Source organism: Bacillus sp. FSL L8-0199 (assembly GCF_038005705.1).
Classification (GTDB): Bacteria; Bacillota; Bacilli; order Bacillales; family Bacillaceae_G; genus Bacillus_A; species Bacillus_A cereus.
Genome location: NZ_JBBOTS010000001.1, coordinates 1,594,138 through 1,609,247, shown reverse-complemented (window position 1 = coordinate 1,609,247; position 15,110 = coordinate 1,594,138). Strand labels below are relative to the sequence as shown.

Below are 15,110 nucleotides of genomic sequence, written 5' to 3'. Positions count from 1 at the left end.
TAGATTACTATTATTTTTTCATCACAGTCATAAAATGAAACCTCAATCAGCGGCGTTCTTTATGTAAACGAAGGAATAGCCCCCCTTTTAAAAGGGGGATCTGTTTCCAGACGTTATTATTAATATTTACCGTAAAATGAATTAGCCTTCATTCGCCCATCATTTGTCATAATCATTTCTTCCAAAATCTTTTGCTTATCCCGAATATGCTGTGCTGCCTTAATAATGAATGGGCTTACTTCTGCCGCAACTTGCGCACGCGTTTCTTCATCCAATGTCATCATCCAGCGATTTAACATCTCACTCTTCTCAGCAAACTCTCTGTCTGACACTTGCAATTCACCGATTTCATTAAAACAGCTGACAAACGTCCGATAAATATCATTGTTCATTTTCAAGTGCTCCGCGGTAACCGTCTATTAAATCTTGTAACACTTTCACAATTGCATCAATATCTTTCGCTTCACGCGTTACTTTCATCGTTTGAATTTGAATGCTAATCCAATCATATAAACCATAGAGACTATCATATAAATCTTTCGTAATTTCAGGATTTAATTGAAGCTTTAGTTCTTCAAAAATACGTTCTAATTTTTCAAGAAGTGCGTCCCCTTCTTGTAGTTTAAAAGTATGTAAAAGTTCTTCTAAATTACGAAACTCTACAATACATCTTTCATAAATAAAAATTGTATTTTTAATCGGATTACTCGTCATAATATCATTTTGCATATAACGTTGCCATGCTTGCATACGATCACTTCCTCAACTTTCATTAATCATCACTTTTTTGTTTTGTCATTGCTTTAATTGTTTTTAGTTGGCTATCAAGCGCCGCCAATGTACTCTCTAGCTTTTGATACTTCTTGACAATTTCATCTTGTTTTTGCAAGTTTTGCGTCTCAATATCTTTAATCTTTTTATCTAAATCACTTACACGTGAGTCAATGTTTTTAACTCTCTCGCCGACTACACCTTTATCACCGAATAGTTTATCAAGCGGTTCTTCCATCATTTTTCCTAAACCGTTAGAACTAAAGAAAAATTGCTTCGCTGCATCGGGTTTTTCTTTTAATGCTTGTGTTAATTTTTCATCATTAACTTCCATCGTTCCATCTTGCTTTAATTGAATACCAAATGTGAATAAATAATTACCATCTTGAGAAAATGTTACGACATTGTTCATTGCCTGACGTACACTTTGCATAATAGCTTGACCTTGGAAAGCTCCACCTTTTCCAGCAAAGATATCTACTGTAGAAACAGCTTTATTATAATCAGCTACCATTTTTTTAATAACATTCGATGCATCTGTTACGTTTGAGTCATTTACTGTAAATTTTAGATCTATACCTTTTGCTTTTGGATCTGTTGTTGTACCAGCATCTGGCGCTCCTTCTACTTTCGGCTCAGTTACCTTTAACAACTCAATTTTCACACCAGGAAGAGCTTCAATTGTATTAGTAGAACCTTCCCCTTTGATACCATTAATAGTATACATAGCATTTTGTGCTTCATTGATTGTATTGAGCGCTGTGCCATCCGCCTTAGCTAAACCCATATCTTGAAATAGTGTAGATGTGTTTGCCTCAAACTTAATCTGTCCATCTGTTCCCTCTTTTTTCGAGGTCATGAAAATTTTATTTCCAAGTGTATAAGCTGATACGCCATAATCTCCATCATTAATCTTATTAATTAAATCTTTATATGTCATATCAGTTGTTACTTTTAATTCTTTACCACCTAGTTTTAATACTTCATCTTTAGGAAGCTTTGCATTTATATCTTTAATTTCATTTGAAGCTATTTGATGACGCTGTGCAAGCTGTGTAATCGTCATATTAAAAGTTCCTGCAATCGCACCACCATCAGCTTTTACATTAATATAACCGTCTTGTGTTGTAGTTACTTTTTTCTCATTCCCTTTAAAAGCCGCTAAGTTTTTAAACGTTTGTGTGAAAGAACTAAATTCTGATTTTAAACTTGTATATAATAATTTATCATTTGTGAGATCATTCTTTTCCTTCGTATACGGTGTTTTCCTCATATCTAAAGCATTCATTTCTAATTCGACGAAGTTAGAAGTATCGATCATATTATTTCCGAGGTTCCAAATTTGTTGTCTACCACCAATACCTGTCATCGTTGTTCCTGCCATTTTTCTCACTCCTTATAGATTACATGTAGTCTAAAATACTCGTTTTACTCATCGTACTAACCGCTTTAAGCGTCGCTTCATACGTTGCATTTATATATGCCAAGTCAGAAATTGCGACCGCTAAATCAACATCCTCAATTTCTTTACGGTTTTCTTGAAGCGCTAAATTTTGCTCACTTAAAATTGTTTTAAACGTCTCCATTGTGTTCATTGTTGAACCAACTTCAGTTGTACGGTTAATGATGCCATCTAAGTTTTTCTTATTTTCTCCTAATAACGGTTGTAACGCTTTTTGGTCACCTTTTTGCATCGCTTCGCTCATCTGTTTTAACGTTTTTATAACTGGGGATAATAATGCTTCTCCGTTACGGAATGCCTTTAACTCATAACCGTCATTTAGTTGCCAGTTCACATCATTTTGTCCACCCTGGTACGTACCATCTTCTGTAAATGGTGACTTTTCTGCACTATCACCACCGAAAATATAACGACCTTGCTCTTTCGTATTCGCTAAATATACAACTTGTTTTAAAATTTGATCAATCTCTGCACCGATGGCTTTCAATTCTTTTTCACCATTTGGCTCATTTAATGCCTGTACCGTTAATTGATCTGCTCTCGTTAAAGATTTAAAAATACCTTGTAAAGTATTTTCAGTTTGTGTTAATACATTTTTTGAGTCAGCTAAATCTTTTTGCATTTGTTCAATATTCGCCAATGAATGTTGAATCGCAAATGATTTACTCGCTGCAAGTGGATCTTCACTCATAAGAAGATTTTTCTTCCCTGAAGTTACTTGGTTTCTATGGTATTGTTGTTGCACATTCAAATCCATTAACTGATTCTTTGCCCAGTTTGCATTTTGAAATGTAGATACTCTCATTTCTATCTCCTCCTTATATATTTCCAATCAATTATTATCACTTATCGAATAATCGAAAATAGACTATCAAACACTTCATTCATCGTAGTAATAGCTTTAGAGTTTGCGACGAAATATTTTTGGAAGGCCATTAAATTTACCATTTCCTCTTCCATATTTACACCTTCAACGCTCATTTTTTCTTGCTGAATACCTTCTAGTAAGTCGCCATGAATTTTTTGATAACCATTCACTGCACTTTTATCAGATGCAACACGAACTATAAATTGGTCTAATGCTTGTTTATAAGAAAGACCTTCTTTATAATCTCCATCTGTAACTGCTGCTAATTTATTTGCTGTTTCAGCAGACATTTTCATTTTCGAAACATCTTTTTGGAATTCTGGATTTAACTTCATATCTTTCGCATAATCTCCAACGAAGAAATCTTTTCCCATCACTGTATTCACTTGATTTTTCACTGAACTCATTAAATCTTCGAGATTTTTTTTATAATCAACAATCTTTGCTTTCGTATCAATCGCTGATTTTATCGCTCCGCTAGTTACAGAGATTTCTGAACCGTAAATCTCAACTGACATTGGGTCTTTTTCTTTATTTAATTGAAGTGGATATGTATCTTGTCCATTTACTGTTAAAATACCATTCATTCTAACACTCGCGATATTAGGATTCATAGATTCATAAGATACTTCGATGTTTGCATACTTAGACATCTCTGTAACGATGCGATCTCGTTCGTCTAAAAGTTGATTCGGCACTTGTGTACCCGCTTGTCCAATTTTATGATTCGCTTCTGCTAAACTAGCAGCAAGACGATTAAATTCATTAACATGCGCTTCAATATCTTCTGCTGTCTGTGCTTCCACTGTATCTAAGTTTTTCGCAAGACGATTCACTTGACTTGTGAACTTCCCAGTTTCAGAAATTAATGTATCATAGTAGTTTGGTTGCTCTGGATTTTTTGCTACTTCACGAAAGGCATTAAAGAAACCGTCCATTAAACTAGATAATGAATTCTTCCCTGTCGTTCCAACCATAGACTCTACACGTGATAAAGTTGAATTCATGTAGTTATAGTAAGAGAGCTGAGATAATTGATCATTAAACTGCTTCGTCTTAACCTCATCAGTAATACGGTCAACACCTAGCGTTTGTACACCGTAACCAATTCTCTGTTCTGGCGTATGACCATTGCTTGCTCCAACAGATCCGTAATTCACCATTTGACGAACATAACCCGGTGTATGAATGTTAGACAAGTTTTGTTTCGTTGTTTGTAACCCCATTTGAGCCGCTAACATGCCCGATAGCGGTGTATTATAATCAGATAATCTCATAAAGCTTCACTTCTCCTTTACAATAGTTCGTTCATAAAGATTTGCGAATTATTGTTTCGCTCTAAGTTATATTCAGAAACAGAATCCACAATACTTTCTGTAGTTTTTAATAGTACGTTTAAGTAATATTGATTTTTCAAAAGAAGCATTTTTACATTCTCTTCTAATTCAGTTACGTTTTTTTGTAATTCTTCCATTTTTTCAATTTCTTCTTGAGAAAAATACGAAAATAACGCACTTACACGAAATGATTCAACCCCTTGTTCTTTACAGAACTGAACAACCATTTCTTCTAATGAGCTTGATAACCCTTTTAAACCATCAATGTACTGCAATTGCTCTACTTGCAATTTTTGAACTGCATTTACATTTTTATTTTTTAAATTCTCATATATTTGCTCTCCAAGCGCTTGAATATTTTCATACGCTTTTTGAATAATAACGAGTTTTTCATATAATTGTATGTACATATAGCTTCCTTCCTTTTACAAGACTAAATTCACAATTAAACCATGGATTTCTCCAATTTGATTTAACATTTCTAAATGTCCTGTTTTCGTATTAATTAAATTCATAACATCTTCTAATTCATTCAATCCCATTTCTGCCTGTTTCACAATCGTCATTTTCTGTGAATATCCGTAACGCGGGTGACGAGACATGACATCTTTATACTGCAATACATTATCCACGTAAAAATTCAAAAATGATTTTACTGTATTTTTGTATTCCATTACATTATCAAGCGTTAATTCCATTTCAATTTTCTCTTTAATTTCTCCAATATTATCGACAAACGCTTCCATTTGTTCTAGTAATTTATCTTTTTTCGGATCTGCATGCAAATTATCCGAAAATGCAAGTCCTGTTCTGACATTTGCTTCTTTCGGCATTTGAGTAGCAGGCGGTATATGCGATAATATTGGATTATGCGAGATAGAACGTAGCATATATATCACCTATTTATTTTTTTATTTCTTCCTAAACTTAATCGTAAAATCCAGTTATTTATAATTATACTCTGAACAGTAATATTTTGCAGTTATTTTTTATAAAAGATATGTTACAATTTAGCATGAGGTGGCACAATTCTATGAATATTTTCCTTTGTGGTTCAAATCAATTAACAGCATTAGATCAAGAAGAAATCAAAAAATTTTTAGCAGACTATGCTCACAAACATAAAATTTACATATTATGTTATAAATCTATTGAAAATGAGGTTCTTCGTTTTTTCGTTGAGAATGAAAGACTCGCTCAAAATTTATGCCTTTACACGCTGCAACCATTGCAAGCAATAACAGATGAATTTCAAGAAGTCGTTGATTACTTAAAAAAACACGGAGCCGAATATGTTGCTTTTGATCATCCTTCTGACTCCATTTACCGATCAGATTATATGTTTTTTGTTAAACAAATTATTGAAGACACTGATTTAGTTCTCTGTTTTTATAATGGTGACAAACATACATCTGTCATCCCTGTCGATGTTGCAAAAGAAGCAGGTATTGATGCTGTCATTTATGATTTACCAGGATTACATGAAAAGCAAATGAAAAAAAGCTTTGAACAAAAAATTCGTATGATGTAAAGGGGGAGGCACAATATCATTATTGTGCCCATTGTAAATATGATAATTGAACAAGATTATGATCATTTTATCGCGAGTTTTAAACAACAATTCAATATGGACATCGCTTCATATAAACAAGATAGAATGCGCCGTAGAATCGATGCTTTCATTTCGAGAAAAGGCTTCGAAAACTACACTAATTTTTTAAACAAATTACGCGCTGATCAAAATTTATTTTTAAATTTTATTGACTATATTACAATTAACGTTTCAGAGTTTTTTAGAAATAAAGAACGATGGCAAACTTTAGAGTCGAAAGCACTACCAAAATTACTCGAACAAAATAGCGGAAAATTAAAGGTATGGAGTGCCGCTTGCGCTGCTGGTGAAGAACCATATACACTCTCTTTAATTTTATCAAAGCATCTAGCTCCATTTCGTTTTGAAATTCAAGCAACAGATCTTGATTTTCATATTTTAGAAACCGCAAAACGCGCTCAATATACAGAACGTTCGTTAAAGGAATTACCTACTGATTTGAAAGAACGTCATTTCACAAAAGAGAATGATCTATATTCATTGCATCAAAACATTAAACAAAACGTCTCGTTTAAACAACATGACCTTTTAATGCAGTCATTCGATACAAATTATGATTTGATTATTTGTCGTAATGTAATGATATATTTCACAGAAGAAGCAAGAGTAAAACTTTACGAAAAATTTAGTCGTTCTTTACGAAAAGGCGGTGTACTATTTGTTGGTAGTACGGAACAAATTTTAACACCCGAACGTTACAATCTTCAGCGATTTGATACATTCTTCTACGAAAAAATATAAAAGAGGTCGTCACAATGGAGTGACGACCTTTTTACATAACTCGAATTAAAATAATACCGACAATCCATATGAAGAGAAAAAGAAACGTCATAGACCATTTATGTTCTTGCATCGTTTGTTTCAATGCCTGTGATAATTGTGTCATGTTCATTTCCGCAAGCGCTCTCCATACACTTACATCCCGATCTTTAGCAATGCGGTCTGTAACGCTAATTAAAATCGTTTCGTTAGACAATTTCGTTATATAAGCAGTAATAACCGTTACCATCAAATTTATATTTCCTTCTGAAGAATCACTTTCCACTCTAGAGATAAGTGCACTTACATCTAGTAAAGGAATATGTACTTTTCTACCAAATGATAGTTGTACTTCAGCGAAATCATATGTTCCATCTAACAAAGGAAGTTCTTTTATATGCGCCTGCTTAATAAGTCCTTGCAGGCTTCTAATTACTTGTTCAAATACTTTTTCTGATTGCTTTCCTTCTTGAGATAATGTATGTAACTTTTTAAAAAGTTGTAACACTGTATCCATCTCTTTAGAAAGCATTTCCTTCATAATCTTTCCATCACTTAAACTTGCAAGTAAAATACCTATTTCATTATTTTTCGAAATAATTTTAGACTGTCCAGTAAACACTAAATTGCTACGCTTTCGTTCTTTCTGGATTTCATGTTCCGAAATAGCTGCAGGCTGTTTTAATGGTTGTAGCGTCTTATCTTCAATTGTCGTACGTTTAATCTCCATTTAAGCGCCTCCACTACTATGAAATAATTAGCCCCATTCTTTATTACTCTTTAAAACTAAAAACAGTACGAACAAACCTGACATGATAGTAAATACATCCGAAGCTTGTACTCCCTGTTCACCTTTTTCTTCTTCCTTGTCTTTCGTTTCTTCTTTTTGTTCTTTCTTTTTAGAGACAACCTGTTTGTTATTTTTCTCTTTTTGGTCCTTCGCCTTATGTACTTCCTTGTTGTCTTCGAACGGCTCTTTTATAACGTAAGTAAATTCCTCTTTCTCTTTCAACGGTTCTTTTATAAACTTATTTACTTTCTCATCTTGCTTCGGAATTTGAACAACTGGCAATTTTTCTTCTGGAAGCGGGTTTTTGATTTTCAAATCTTTTTGCTTCTCATTTTCTTTCTTATCTTCTAATTCATTTTCTAGTTTATTATCTAATTTATCTTCTTTCTCTTTCTCTTCTATCTTTTTATCATCTTCGTTTTTTGGCGCCAAAACAGAAATGGTATATTCACTTTCTTCAACAAGTTTATTACCTGCTGCATCTATTATCTCTACAAGTAATTCGTATGGCCCAGCCGGCAATGCTTCTGTTATTTCAAATACTTTTTGCCAATCCATATCATGCTTGTTGTAGTCTAATAAAAACGAAAGCTCTTTATTTTCTTTCCCTTTTAATGTAACGCGCACTTCTTTTACAACCGATTCTATATCTGACGCTTTTACTCGTATATGTATAGAATCTCCCTGTTTTCGTTCAACTAAGTTCTCTTTTACTTCATCAATAGTAACTTTCTGTAACTTTGGCAATTCTTTATCTATAGTTGGCGTTTCATTTTTAATACGAATGAGCGGGACTTTCACTTCATTTTTTACGATCTCTTCTTTCTCATTCTCTTTGTAACTTTGAACGAGCTGAAGATTCCAATCACCTTGCAAATCAAAATCCCCTGCTTTATAGTTAGCAACCCAGCTCTTCGTTTCTTCATCATACTCAAAAGATAGTATTCTTTCTTGCGCATATTGCTCGCCATTTTTTTGTAACTGCAATATACCTTTCATGCTTTGAATGTTTTTCCCATTTGGTTCTACAGCAATTCGCACTTCTTCGCCAACTTTAAGCTCCGGCTTATTTACTGTAATAATTCCCTGTTCTGTTTCTATCTTTCTTTCATTCAATTGTTTATTTACTACTTCTTGTTGTTCTACTTCTTGTTCTGCTTGTTCTGCTTGTTCTGCTTCTTTTTGTTTCTCTTCATCTTGTTTCGTTTCCACTTGCTCTGAAGATTTTTGAGATTCCTTATTTTCTTCTTGTACATTCACTTCATTTATTTTTTGATCTGGCTCACTTTGTTCCTCAGCCTGACTTTGCAAGGGGAAGAACAAGCACACATGTATGCATAGCCAACTCATTAGAAAAAACTTTACGTTTTTCATCTACTAGTTCAAACTCCTATTTCAATGCCTTATAGTGATTTCGTCACTTTTACTCCGAAAAATCCATCTACATTTACAAGTTCACCATACGCCACTAATACATCATTTACATAAATACGAATCGGTTCATCAATATCCTCATCTAGTACAACTGCTTCATTTTCTTGTAAACTTAATATATCTTGAATCGTTTTCACTGTACTTCCAAATACAAATTTCACGTTCATTTCTACATTTTGTAGAATGGACGTGTCCATATATACTGGTTCCATTTGTTTTACTTCTTTAAATTCAATAGGTTGCACAACTGGTTCTACAATTTTTTCTTCTTCAATTTCTTCTGTGGCAATCTCTTCTTCTTCCACCATCGGATACAGAAGTCGCCTTACCATTTCTTTCGCTTCGGAAATTGGCAAAATTTGATACATCTTCGATTGAAGCAAATCGCCAATTTCAAGATTGAACGTAATTTGAACGAGTTCGTCCACTTCCATTGACTCTCCCAAATATTCCATTTCTTCTTTTAACGTTACAAATTTAACATTTGGCGGCGTCATGTCCATTTTTTCTTGAAACATTTCTGACATCGCCGTAGCAGCATGACCCATCATTTGGTTCATAATTTCTTTAATACCGCTCAGTTCTAATTCAGTAAGCTCTTTTTCTGGGTCAACTTCCCCTGTTCCCATCATCATTAAATCTACCATTGTTAAGGCGACATCTTTCGTAAATACGAATACATTCTCATTCTTTAGCCCTTCAACAAAGTCGACATTTAAAATAACAAATGGTACTGGTACTCCATCATAATGACGAACATTGATTGCTTCCACATTTGGTGTACTAATTGTAACTGGCTGATTTAAAAGCGTTGATAATACTGTTGAAGCGGAACCAATTGAAATATTTGCAATTTCACCAAGAACATCTTTCTCTTCTTGTGTTAAATGCTCTTTTTCAACTTCTTCTACAATCTCAGTTTCCACTACTTCTGCTGGTTCGTCTGTTTCTTCTACTCCACCAGATAATTGCATTAATTTATTTACCATTTGTTTCGCATGCTCAACTGAAACAATTTGTACAAGTTTAGAGTTTACAAGATTATCTATCTTTAAATCAAACGATACTTTAACAATCGTATGATTCCCATCGATTTCAGAGATTTTCTCCATTTCTTCTGATAACTTTACAACTTTAATCGTCGGCGGAGACATATCTACTGTATCTTGGAAGAATTCCGACATAGATGTAGCTGCGAATCCCATCATTTGATTCATCGCTTCTTGTACAGCACTTAGCTCTAATTCACCAAGTTCTTTTCCGTCCTCCACTTCACCTGTTCCCATCATCATTAAATCAGCAATGGACAATGCAACATCTTGCTTAAGGACAAGAAGGTTTTCCATATCTAATCCTTTTGTAAAATGAATGTTTAATACAACATGTGGAACTTCGACATCTCTTGAATCATATAAATCTACCAACTCTATACGAGGAGCAGTAATGCTTACTTGCCTATTTAAAATTGTTGATAATACAGTCGAAGCTGAACCAAATGATATATTTGCAATTTCGCCAAGAATATCGCATTCTTGGGGCGTTAAATGCTCATTTTCTTTTTCTAGCACAATCGTGCTCGTATCCCCTTTTGTGTGTTGCTCAGGCATTTTCCCTGCCTCCTCATTTCTGTTTTTCTATCAAATAATATAAACTCTTATTTTATTTTAGCAAACTCATTAGTATAAAACGTTACTATGTATGTATCCCATTATTAGATTCGTAACGATTAGCCAAAAAGCTCCCCAATTGTATACAAGTGGGGAGCTTTCCTTCATTCCTATTATAAACCTTCTGGGTTTAAAATGAGGACCACTCGTCCATCACCGAGAATCGTCGCACCAGAGAAATAGTTAGAACTCTCTGCAAAGAAGTCACCTAATGACTTTAAGACTATTTCTCTTTGACCGATAATTGTGTTTACAATAAGTCCATAGCTGCGATGTGTGTTACGAACAATTAACACAGGAACCATTTGACCATCATATGACGCAAACGCCTCATCTACTGTTTTTTCACCAAATACAGTACTTAAATGTTTCACTTCAATAATTTGATTACGATAATTTAATACATCTTTTCCTTGTAAGGATTGGATGTCTTCTCTCTTAATTCGAATTGCTTCAACGATATTTCCAAGAGGTAAAGCATAACGCTTATCATTCGTTTGAACAAGCATAGATTGAATAATAGATAACGTTAATGGAAGTTCAATTCTAAATGTACTCCCCTTTCCTTCCTCAGAATCAATAATTAAATGTCCACCTAAACTATGAATCGTATGTTTTACAACATCTAATCCGACACCGCGTCCAGAAAGATCTGATACAACTTCAGCTGTACTAAATCCCGGTTGGAAAATAAGATCAAACACTTCACGATCTGTTAATCTATTCGCATCCGCTTCAGTTACAACGCCATTTTTAATCGCTTTTTCTAATACTTTTCCTTTATTAATACCGTTTCCATCATCCGTAATTTGAATAACGACATGATTTCCACTATGAAAGGCTTCTAATTTAATCGTACCTGTCTCATTTTTACCTGCATCACGTCGTTTTTCAACAGTTTCAACACCGTGATCGATTGCATTTCGAATTAAATGAACGAGCGGATCGCCGATTTCATCAATAACAATTTTATCTACTTCAGTATCTTCACCTGTAATTTGTAAATCGATTTTTTTCCCTAAATCTTTCGCTAACATACGTACCATACGCGGGAAACGATTGAACACAGTTTCAATCGGCACCATACGCATATTTAATAGTACATTTTGAATATCTTTTGAAATATCGCCTAATCGATTTAAATGTTCAATTAGCTCCTTGTTTTGAATCGTTTGAGCCAATTCATCAATGCGCCCACGTTCAATTACACTTTCTTCAAACATATTCATTAATCTTTCGATTTTCTCTAATTGAACACGAATTGAACGATTCTCCACTTTAGCATTTTTCGTTTTTGTAGTACTTTTAGCTGGCATAGTACTTGAAGGTTGATTCGTTGCCTCTATCGGTGAGTTTACTTGCGTAACCACAGCAGGTTGTAGCTTTTCTTCTACTTGCACAACTTCTTGTGTAACGACCTTTTTAGAAACTACTTCCTTCGATATCGGTTCTCCTTGCTTTACTTCCACTTTCTCAATTTCAGAAACATGAAGTACTACTTGTTTCAACTCTTCTATACTACAATCCGTATCCATAAATACTGTAAATTCAAATCCGAAAGCATCTGCTTCAATTTCTTCAATACTCGGAGCTGTTTTTTGTATATTCCCTACATTTTGCAATGCTTCAATACACATAATGGCACGTACTGCTTTTAAAATTGCTTGCTGTTCAACTGTTATATGCACTTCATGCGAAACTGCATCATCGGTGTCTATATGATTTTGCTCTATATGTTCCGTAGGAGTTTCTACATTGCCGTTCAATAATGCTTCTAATTTCTGTTTAGTTGAGGCTACATCAATATTGCCCATTCCACCTTGTTGCACATCTGCAACCATCTTCTCCAAATTATCAATGCACTCAAAAATCACATCAATAATATCCGCATTTACAACTATATTTCCATGACGAATTTCATCTAACACATTTTCCATCTTATGCGTTAAATCAGCCATTTCCGTAAATTCCATGCTCGCAGACATACCTTTGAATGTATGGGCGGATCGGAATATTTCTCCTACAACATCCATATCAGCAGGATTTTGTTCTAACACTAGCACATTTTCATTTAGCGACTGTAAATGTTCTTCTGACTCTTCGAAAAATATATTTAATAGATCTGTTTGCATTTTTATCCCCTACCTGTCTAACAAACATTTCATTTATGTATAACAATTTAGTGTTTTACAATGAGAAAAAAGGGGGCCACACGTCGATCCGCTATCACTGTTTTGATTCCTTGTGGCACCCCTTCTATATTAACTATTTGCTACTTTTGTTAAAGCTTCAATTACACGATCCGCTTGGAATGGCTTTACAATAAAGTCTTTTGCCCCGCCCTTAATTGCATCTAATACCATACCTTGTTGTCCCATTGCAGAACAAATAACAACCTTTGCACTTGAATCAATTTTAATAATTTCTTTTAATGCTTCAAGCCCGTCCATTTCTGGCATAGTAATATCTAATGTTACAATATCAGGTTGAAGTTCTTTATACTTTTGAATTGCTTCTACCCCATTCTCTGCTTCGCCAATAACTTCAAATTCAGCATTACTTTTTAATAAGTTTTTAATCATCGTTCGCATAAACATCGCATCGTCTACTACTAAAATTTTATGTGCCATTCTTTTTAATTCTCTCCTTCTATGTATAAATATATCTTAATATTTCACCTTATCATTCTCACTCATTATACAAAATAAAATGATAAAATTTAATATTTTTTTAAAAGAATTTTCGTGTTTTTATTATTTTATTATTAAAATAATAATATACTACTCTTTTATATAAATAACAACGCGACGGTTTTTTTCCCAGTTTTGCGGTGAATCATTTGGTACAATTGGCTTTGTGTCTGCATATCCTACCGCAGCTAGCCTTTTATCGTCCACATTATACACTTCAATTAAATGGTGAATCATATTTGCCGCTCGTGCTGAAGATAACTCCCAATTAGAAGGGAATTTCTCGTTATGAATAGGTCTACTATCTGTATGTCCCTCTACAACAATTGGGTTAGGTACGGATTGAAAAAATCCAACTAATTGACTTATTATCCCTTTCGCTTCGGGCTTAACGTTCGCATCGCCTGTATCAAATATTAAATTATCTACTATAACGACGCTTACCCCTGTATCCTCTCGATATACATTCACTTGACTAATACCATTATTATCTACATATGCTTTTAACTTTTTATATAATTCATCCATTCTCTTTTTTGAAATCATTTTTTCATCATTTTTTTCATGTGAAATATCCGGTATTGTATTTTCCATTACTTTTGCATCTACTTGCCCCGTATCACTAAACTTTTCAAGCATCTTTGACAATTTTACTGCATCTTGCTTTGATGTAGCAACTAGTAATACAAAGAAAGTTAATAATAACATCGTTAAATCTGTAAAAGTCGTCATCCAACGAGGCGATCCCTTTTGCGGTCCTTTACTCATCATACCACTCCTTGAAATATTAGGCTGCTCCTTTTACCTTTTTTACCTTTGTTTCGTATACGTATGTATCCAGTTTCAACTTTAATTTAGAAGGGATTTGTCCACGATACAATTCTGAAATTGCTTCTATTACAAACTTCTTCTCTGTATATAAATCTTCAATACCACGATATACTTTTTCCGCAAGAGGGATTGCAATCATATTCGCAAGTACAGACCCATATAATGTCGTTAACATCGCAACTGCCATGCCTGTACCAATTTGCGATGTATCTTGTAAGTTTTGGAGCATAATGATAAGACCGATTAACGTACCAATCATTCCCCAAGCTGGAGCAAAATCACCAATTTTATCTAATAATGCTGCTCCTTTTCTTAACTCATACACTTCCGTGTCAATATCTTTCAATAACACTTCTTTTAATTCATCTTCATCGTAACCGCTTAACATTAATCGAATTCCTTTTTGAATAAAAGGATTGTCTACTTGCTCTCCATCTACCTCTAAAGAAAGCAAGCCGTGCTTTTTAGACTTTTTCGAAAAATCGACAAACAAATCCGTTAACTGTTCTAAATCTTCTTCTCTTCTATGTAAAACAGTAAAAATGCTTTTCGTATATTTTTTTATTTCTCCAAATCGATATGCCACAACAATTGTCGCTGTTGTTCCCCCTATGACAATTAAAATAGATGAAACATCTAAAAAGTTTTTGAAAGCTTTTATTCCACCGCCGCCAAGCATAATTGCCGCTATCACTATAATGAAACCTACTATAATGCCCACTGGGCTAGAAATATCAAACTTCCTTTTTCTTCTTTGTGGTCTAGCTAATACTTGATTTTTCTCTCCCATATTTCTGCCCTTTCCTTTCCATTTTTATATAACATTTTTTTATTTTAATAATACGTTTTCACATATAACATGTATTATACGCTTATCATCTGTTTATCG

Annotated in this window: 16 protein-coding genes; 2 read left to right on the top strand and 14 right to left on the bottom strand. The window is 33.9% G+C overall.

Annotated features, from left to right (window positions below; genetic code table 11):
• Window positions 1-119: 119 nt before the first annotated feature.
• Genes NST86_RS08415 through NST86_RS08385 form a run of 7 tightly spaced genes read right to left on the bottom strand, consistent with a single transcriptional unit; the run spans window position 120 to window position 5,328 of the window.
• Window positions 120-392 (bottom strand): hypothetical protein, encoded by a 273-nt coding sequence (locus NST86_RS08415; protein WP_001058088.1) that lies wholly within the window; start codon window positions 390-392, stop codon window positions 120-122.
• Window positions 382-750: a flagellar export chaperone FliS gene (locus tag NST86_RS08410; protein ID WP_001149516.1), complete on the bottom strand. Its 369-nt coding sequence runs from the start codon at window positions 748-750 to the stop codon at window positions 382-384. Before NST86_RS08410 ends, NST86_RS08415 begins: the two co-directional genes overlap by 11 nt.
• Window positions 751-772: 22 nt before the next feature.
• Window positions 773-2,155, bottom strand: a complete 1,383-nt coding sequence (locus NST86_RS08405; RefSeq protein WP_016117519.1) for a flagellar hook-associated protein 2 — start codon at window positions 2,153-2,155, stop codon at window positions 773-775.
• A gap of 19 nt (window positions 2,156-2,174) precedes the next feature.
• Window positions 2,175-3,038, bottom strand: coding sequence for a flagellar hook-associated protein 3 (locus tag NST86_RS08400; protein ID WP_001266405.1), 864 nt, complete (start codon window positions 3,036-3,038; stop codon window positions 2,175-2,177).
• A gap of 41 nt (window positions 3,039-3,079) precedes the next feature.
• Window positions 3,080-4,378, bottom strand: a complete 1,299-nt coding sequence (gene flgK, locus NST86_RS08395; protein ID WP_001239714.1) for a flagellar hook-associated protein FlgK — start codon at window positions 4,376-4,378, stop codon at window positions 3,080-3,082.
• A 17-nt stretch (window positions 4,379-4,395) separates the two neighbouring features.
• Complete coding sequence (locus NST86_RS08390; protein WP_000275885.1) at window positions 4,396-4,848, bottom strand: hypothetical protein; 453 nt, start codon at window positions 4,846-4,848, stop codon at window positions 4,396-4,398.
• A 15-nt stretch (window positions 4,849-4,863) separates the two neighbouring features.
• Window positions 4,864-5,328 carry a YaaR family protein gene (locus NST86_RS08385; protein ID WP_000946323.1) on the bottom strand — a complete coding sequence of 155 codons (465 nt, stop codon included), beginning with the start codon at window positions 5,326-5,328 and terminating at the stop codon, window positions 4,864-4,866.
• 143 nt (window positions 5,329-5,471) lie between these two features.
• On the opposite strand from NST86_RS08385, the gene NST86_RS08380 reads away from it, so the two are divergent.
• Together NST86_RS08380 and NST86_RS08375 are read left to right on the top strand one after the other, a co-directional pair.
• Entirely contained in the window at window positions 5,472-5,969 is a 498-nt protein-coding gene (locus tag NST86_RS08380) for a hypothetical protein (RefSeq protein ID WP_016117518.1), read from the top strand.
• Between the two features lie 39 nt (window positions 5,970-6,008).
• Window positions 6,009-6,791 (top strand): CheR family methyltransferase, encoded by a 783-nt coding sequence (locus tag NST86_RS08375; protein WP_000582873.1) that lies wholly within the window; start codon window positions 6,009-6,011, stop codon window positions 6,789-6,791.
• A gap of 31 nt (window positions 6,792-6,822) precedes the next feature.
• Here NST86_RS08375 and NST86_RS08370 read toward each other — a convergent pair whose 3' ends face one another.
• The 7 genes from NST86_RS08370 to NST86_RS08340 form a co-directional block, all read right to left on the bottom strand.
• Window positions 6,823-7,539, bottom strand: a complete 717-nt coding sequence (locus NST86_RS08370) for a hypothetical protein (protein WP_000403967.1) — start codon at window positions 7,537-7,539, stop codon at window positions 6,823-6,825.
• A 27-nt stretch (window positions 7,540-7,566) separates the two neighbouring features.
• On the bottom strand, window positions 7,567-8,973 hold the full coding sequence (locus tag NST86_RS08365) for a transglycosylase (RefSeq protein WP_340933499.1): 1,407 nt from the start codon (window positions 8,971-8,973) through the stop codon (window positions 7,567-7,569).
• A gap of 29 nt (window positions 8,974-9,002) precedes the next feature.
• Window positions 9,003-10,640 carry a flagellar motor switch protein gene (locus tag NST86_RS08360; RefSeq protein WP_001115014.1) on the bottom strand — a complete coding sequence of 546 codons (1,638 nt, stop codon included), beginning with the start codon at window positions 10,638-10,640 and terminating at the stop codon, window positions 9,003-9,005.
• A gap of 173 nt (window positions 10,641-10,813) precedes the next feature.
• Window positions 10,814-12,832 carry a chemotaxis protein CheA gene (locus tag NST86_RS08355; RefSeq protein WP_001192614.1) on the bottom strand — a complete coding sequence of 673 codons (2,019 nt, stop codon included), beginning with the start codon at window positions 12,830-12,832 and terminating at the stop codon, window positions 10,814-10,816.
• A 129-nt stretch (window positions 12,833-12,961) separates the two neighbouring features.
• A complete protein-coding gene (locus NST86_RS08350; RefSeq protein ID WP_000940568.1) occupies window positions 12,962-13,330 on the bottom strand; it encodes a response regulator in 369 nt (122 codons plus the stop codon).
• A 150-nt stretch (window positions 13,331-13,480) separates the two neighbouring features.
• Window positions 13,481-14,158, bottom strand: a complete 678-nt coding sequence (locus tag NST86_RS08345) for an OmpA family protein (RefSeq protein ID WP_000033627.1) — start codon at window positions 14,156-14,158, stop codon at window positions 13,481-13,483.
• Window positions 14,159-14,177: 19 nt separating this feature from the next.
• Window positions 14,178-15,011, bottom strand: a complete 834-nt coding sequence (locus NST86_RS08340) for a flagellar motor protein MotP (RefSeq protein ID WP_000504190.1) — start codon at window positions 15,009-15,011, stop codon at window positions 14,178-14,180.
• Window positions 15,012-15,110 lie beyond the last annotated feature (99 nt).

What these genes read in the sequence shown, in the direction of transcription:
- NST86_RS08415 (WP_001058088.1), bottom strand. Translation starts at nt 392, where the DNA reads ATGAACAATGATATTTATCGGACGTTTGTCAGCTGTTTTAATGAAATC.
- NST86_RS08410 (WP_001149516.1), bottom strand. Translation starts at nt 750, where the DNA reads ATGCAAGCATGGCAACGTTATATGCAAAATGATATTATGACGAGTAAT.
- NST86_RS08405 (WP_016117519.1), bottom strand. Translation starts at nt 2,155, where the DNA reads ATGGCAGGAACAACGATGACAGGTATTGGTGGTAGACAACAAATTTGG.
- NST86_RS08400 (WP_001266405.1), bottom strand. Translation starts at nt 3,038, where the DNA reads ATGAGAGTATCTACATTTCAAAATGCAAACTGGGCAAAGAATCAGTTA.
- flgK (WP_001239714.1), bottom strand. Translation starts at nt 4,378, where the DNA reads ATGAGATTATCTGATTATAATACACCGCTATCGGGCATGTTAGCGGCT.
- NST86_RS08390 (WP_000275885.1), bottom strand. Translation starts at nt 4,848, where the DNA reads ATGTACATACAATTATATGAAAAACTCGTTATTATTCAAAAAGCGTAT.
- NST86_RS08385 (WP_000946323.1), bottom strand. Translation starts at nt 5,328, where the DNA reads ATGCTACGTTCTATCTCGCATAATCCAATATTATCGCATATACCGCCT.
- NST86_RS08380 (WP_016117518.1), top strand. Translation starts at nt 5,472, where the DNA reads ATGAATATTTTCCTTTGTGGTTCAAATCAATTAACAGCATTAGATCAA.
- NST86_RS08375 (WP_000582873.1), top strand. Translation starts at nt 6,009, where the DNA reads ATGATAATTGAACAAGATTATGATCATTTTATCGCGAGTTTTAAACAA.
- NST86_RS08370 (WP_000403967.1), bottom strand. Translation starts at nt 7,539, where the DNA reads ATGGAGATTAAACGTACGACAATTGAAGATAAGACGCTACAACCATTA.
- NST86_RS08365 (WP_340933499.1), bottom strand. Translation starts at nt 8,973, where the DNA reads ATGAAAAACGTAAAGTTTTTTCTAATGAGTTGGCTATGCATACATGTG.
- NST86_RS08360 (WP_001115014.1), bottom strand. Translation starts at nt 10,640, where the DNA reads ATGCCTGAGCAACACACAAAAGGGGATACGAGCACGATTGTGCTAGAA.
- NST86_RS08355 (WP_001192614.1), bottom strand. Translation starts at nt 12,832, where the DNA reads ATGCAAACAGATCTATTAAATATATTTTTCGAAGAGTCAGAAGAACAT.
- NST86_RS08350 (WP_000940568.1), bottom strand. Translation starts at nt 13,330, where the DNA reads ATGGCACATAAAATTTTAGTAGTAGACGATGCGATGTTTATGCGAACG.
- NST86_RS08345 (WP_000033627.1), bottom strand. Translation starts at nt 14,158, where the DNA reads ATGAGTAAAGGACCGCAAAAGGGATCGCCTCGTTGGATGACGACTTTT.
- NST86_RS08340 (WP_000504190.1), bottom strand. Translation starts at nt 15,011, where the DNA reads ATGGGAGAGAAAAATCAAGTATTAGCTAGACCACAAAGAAGAAAAAGG.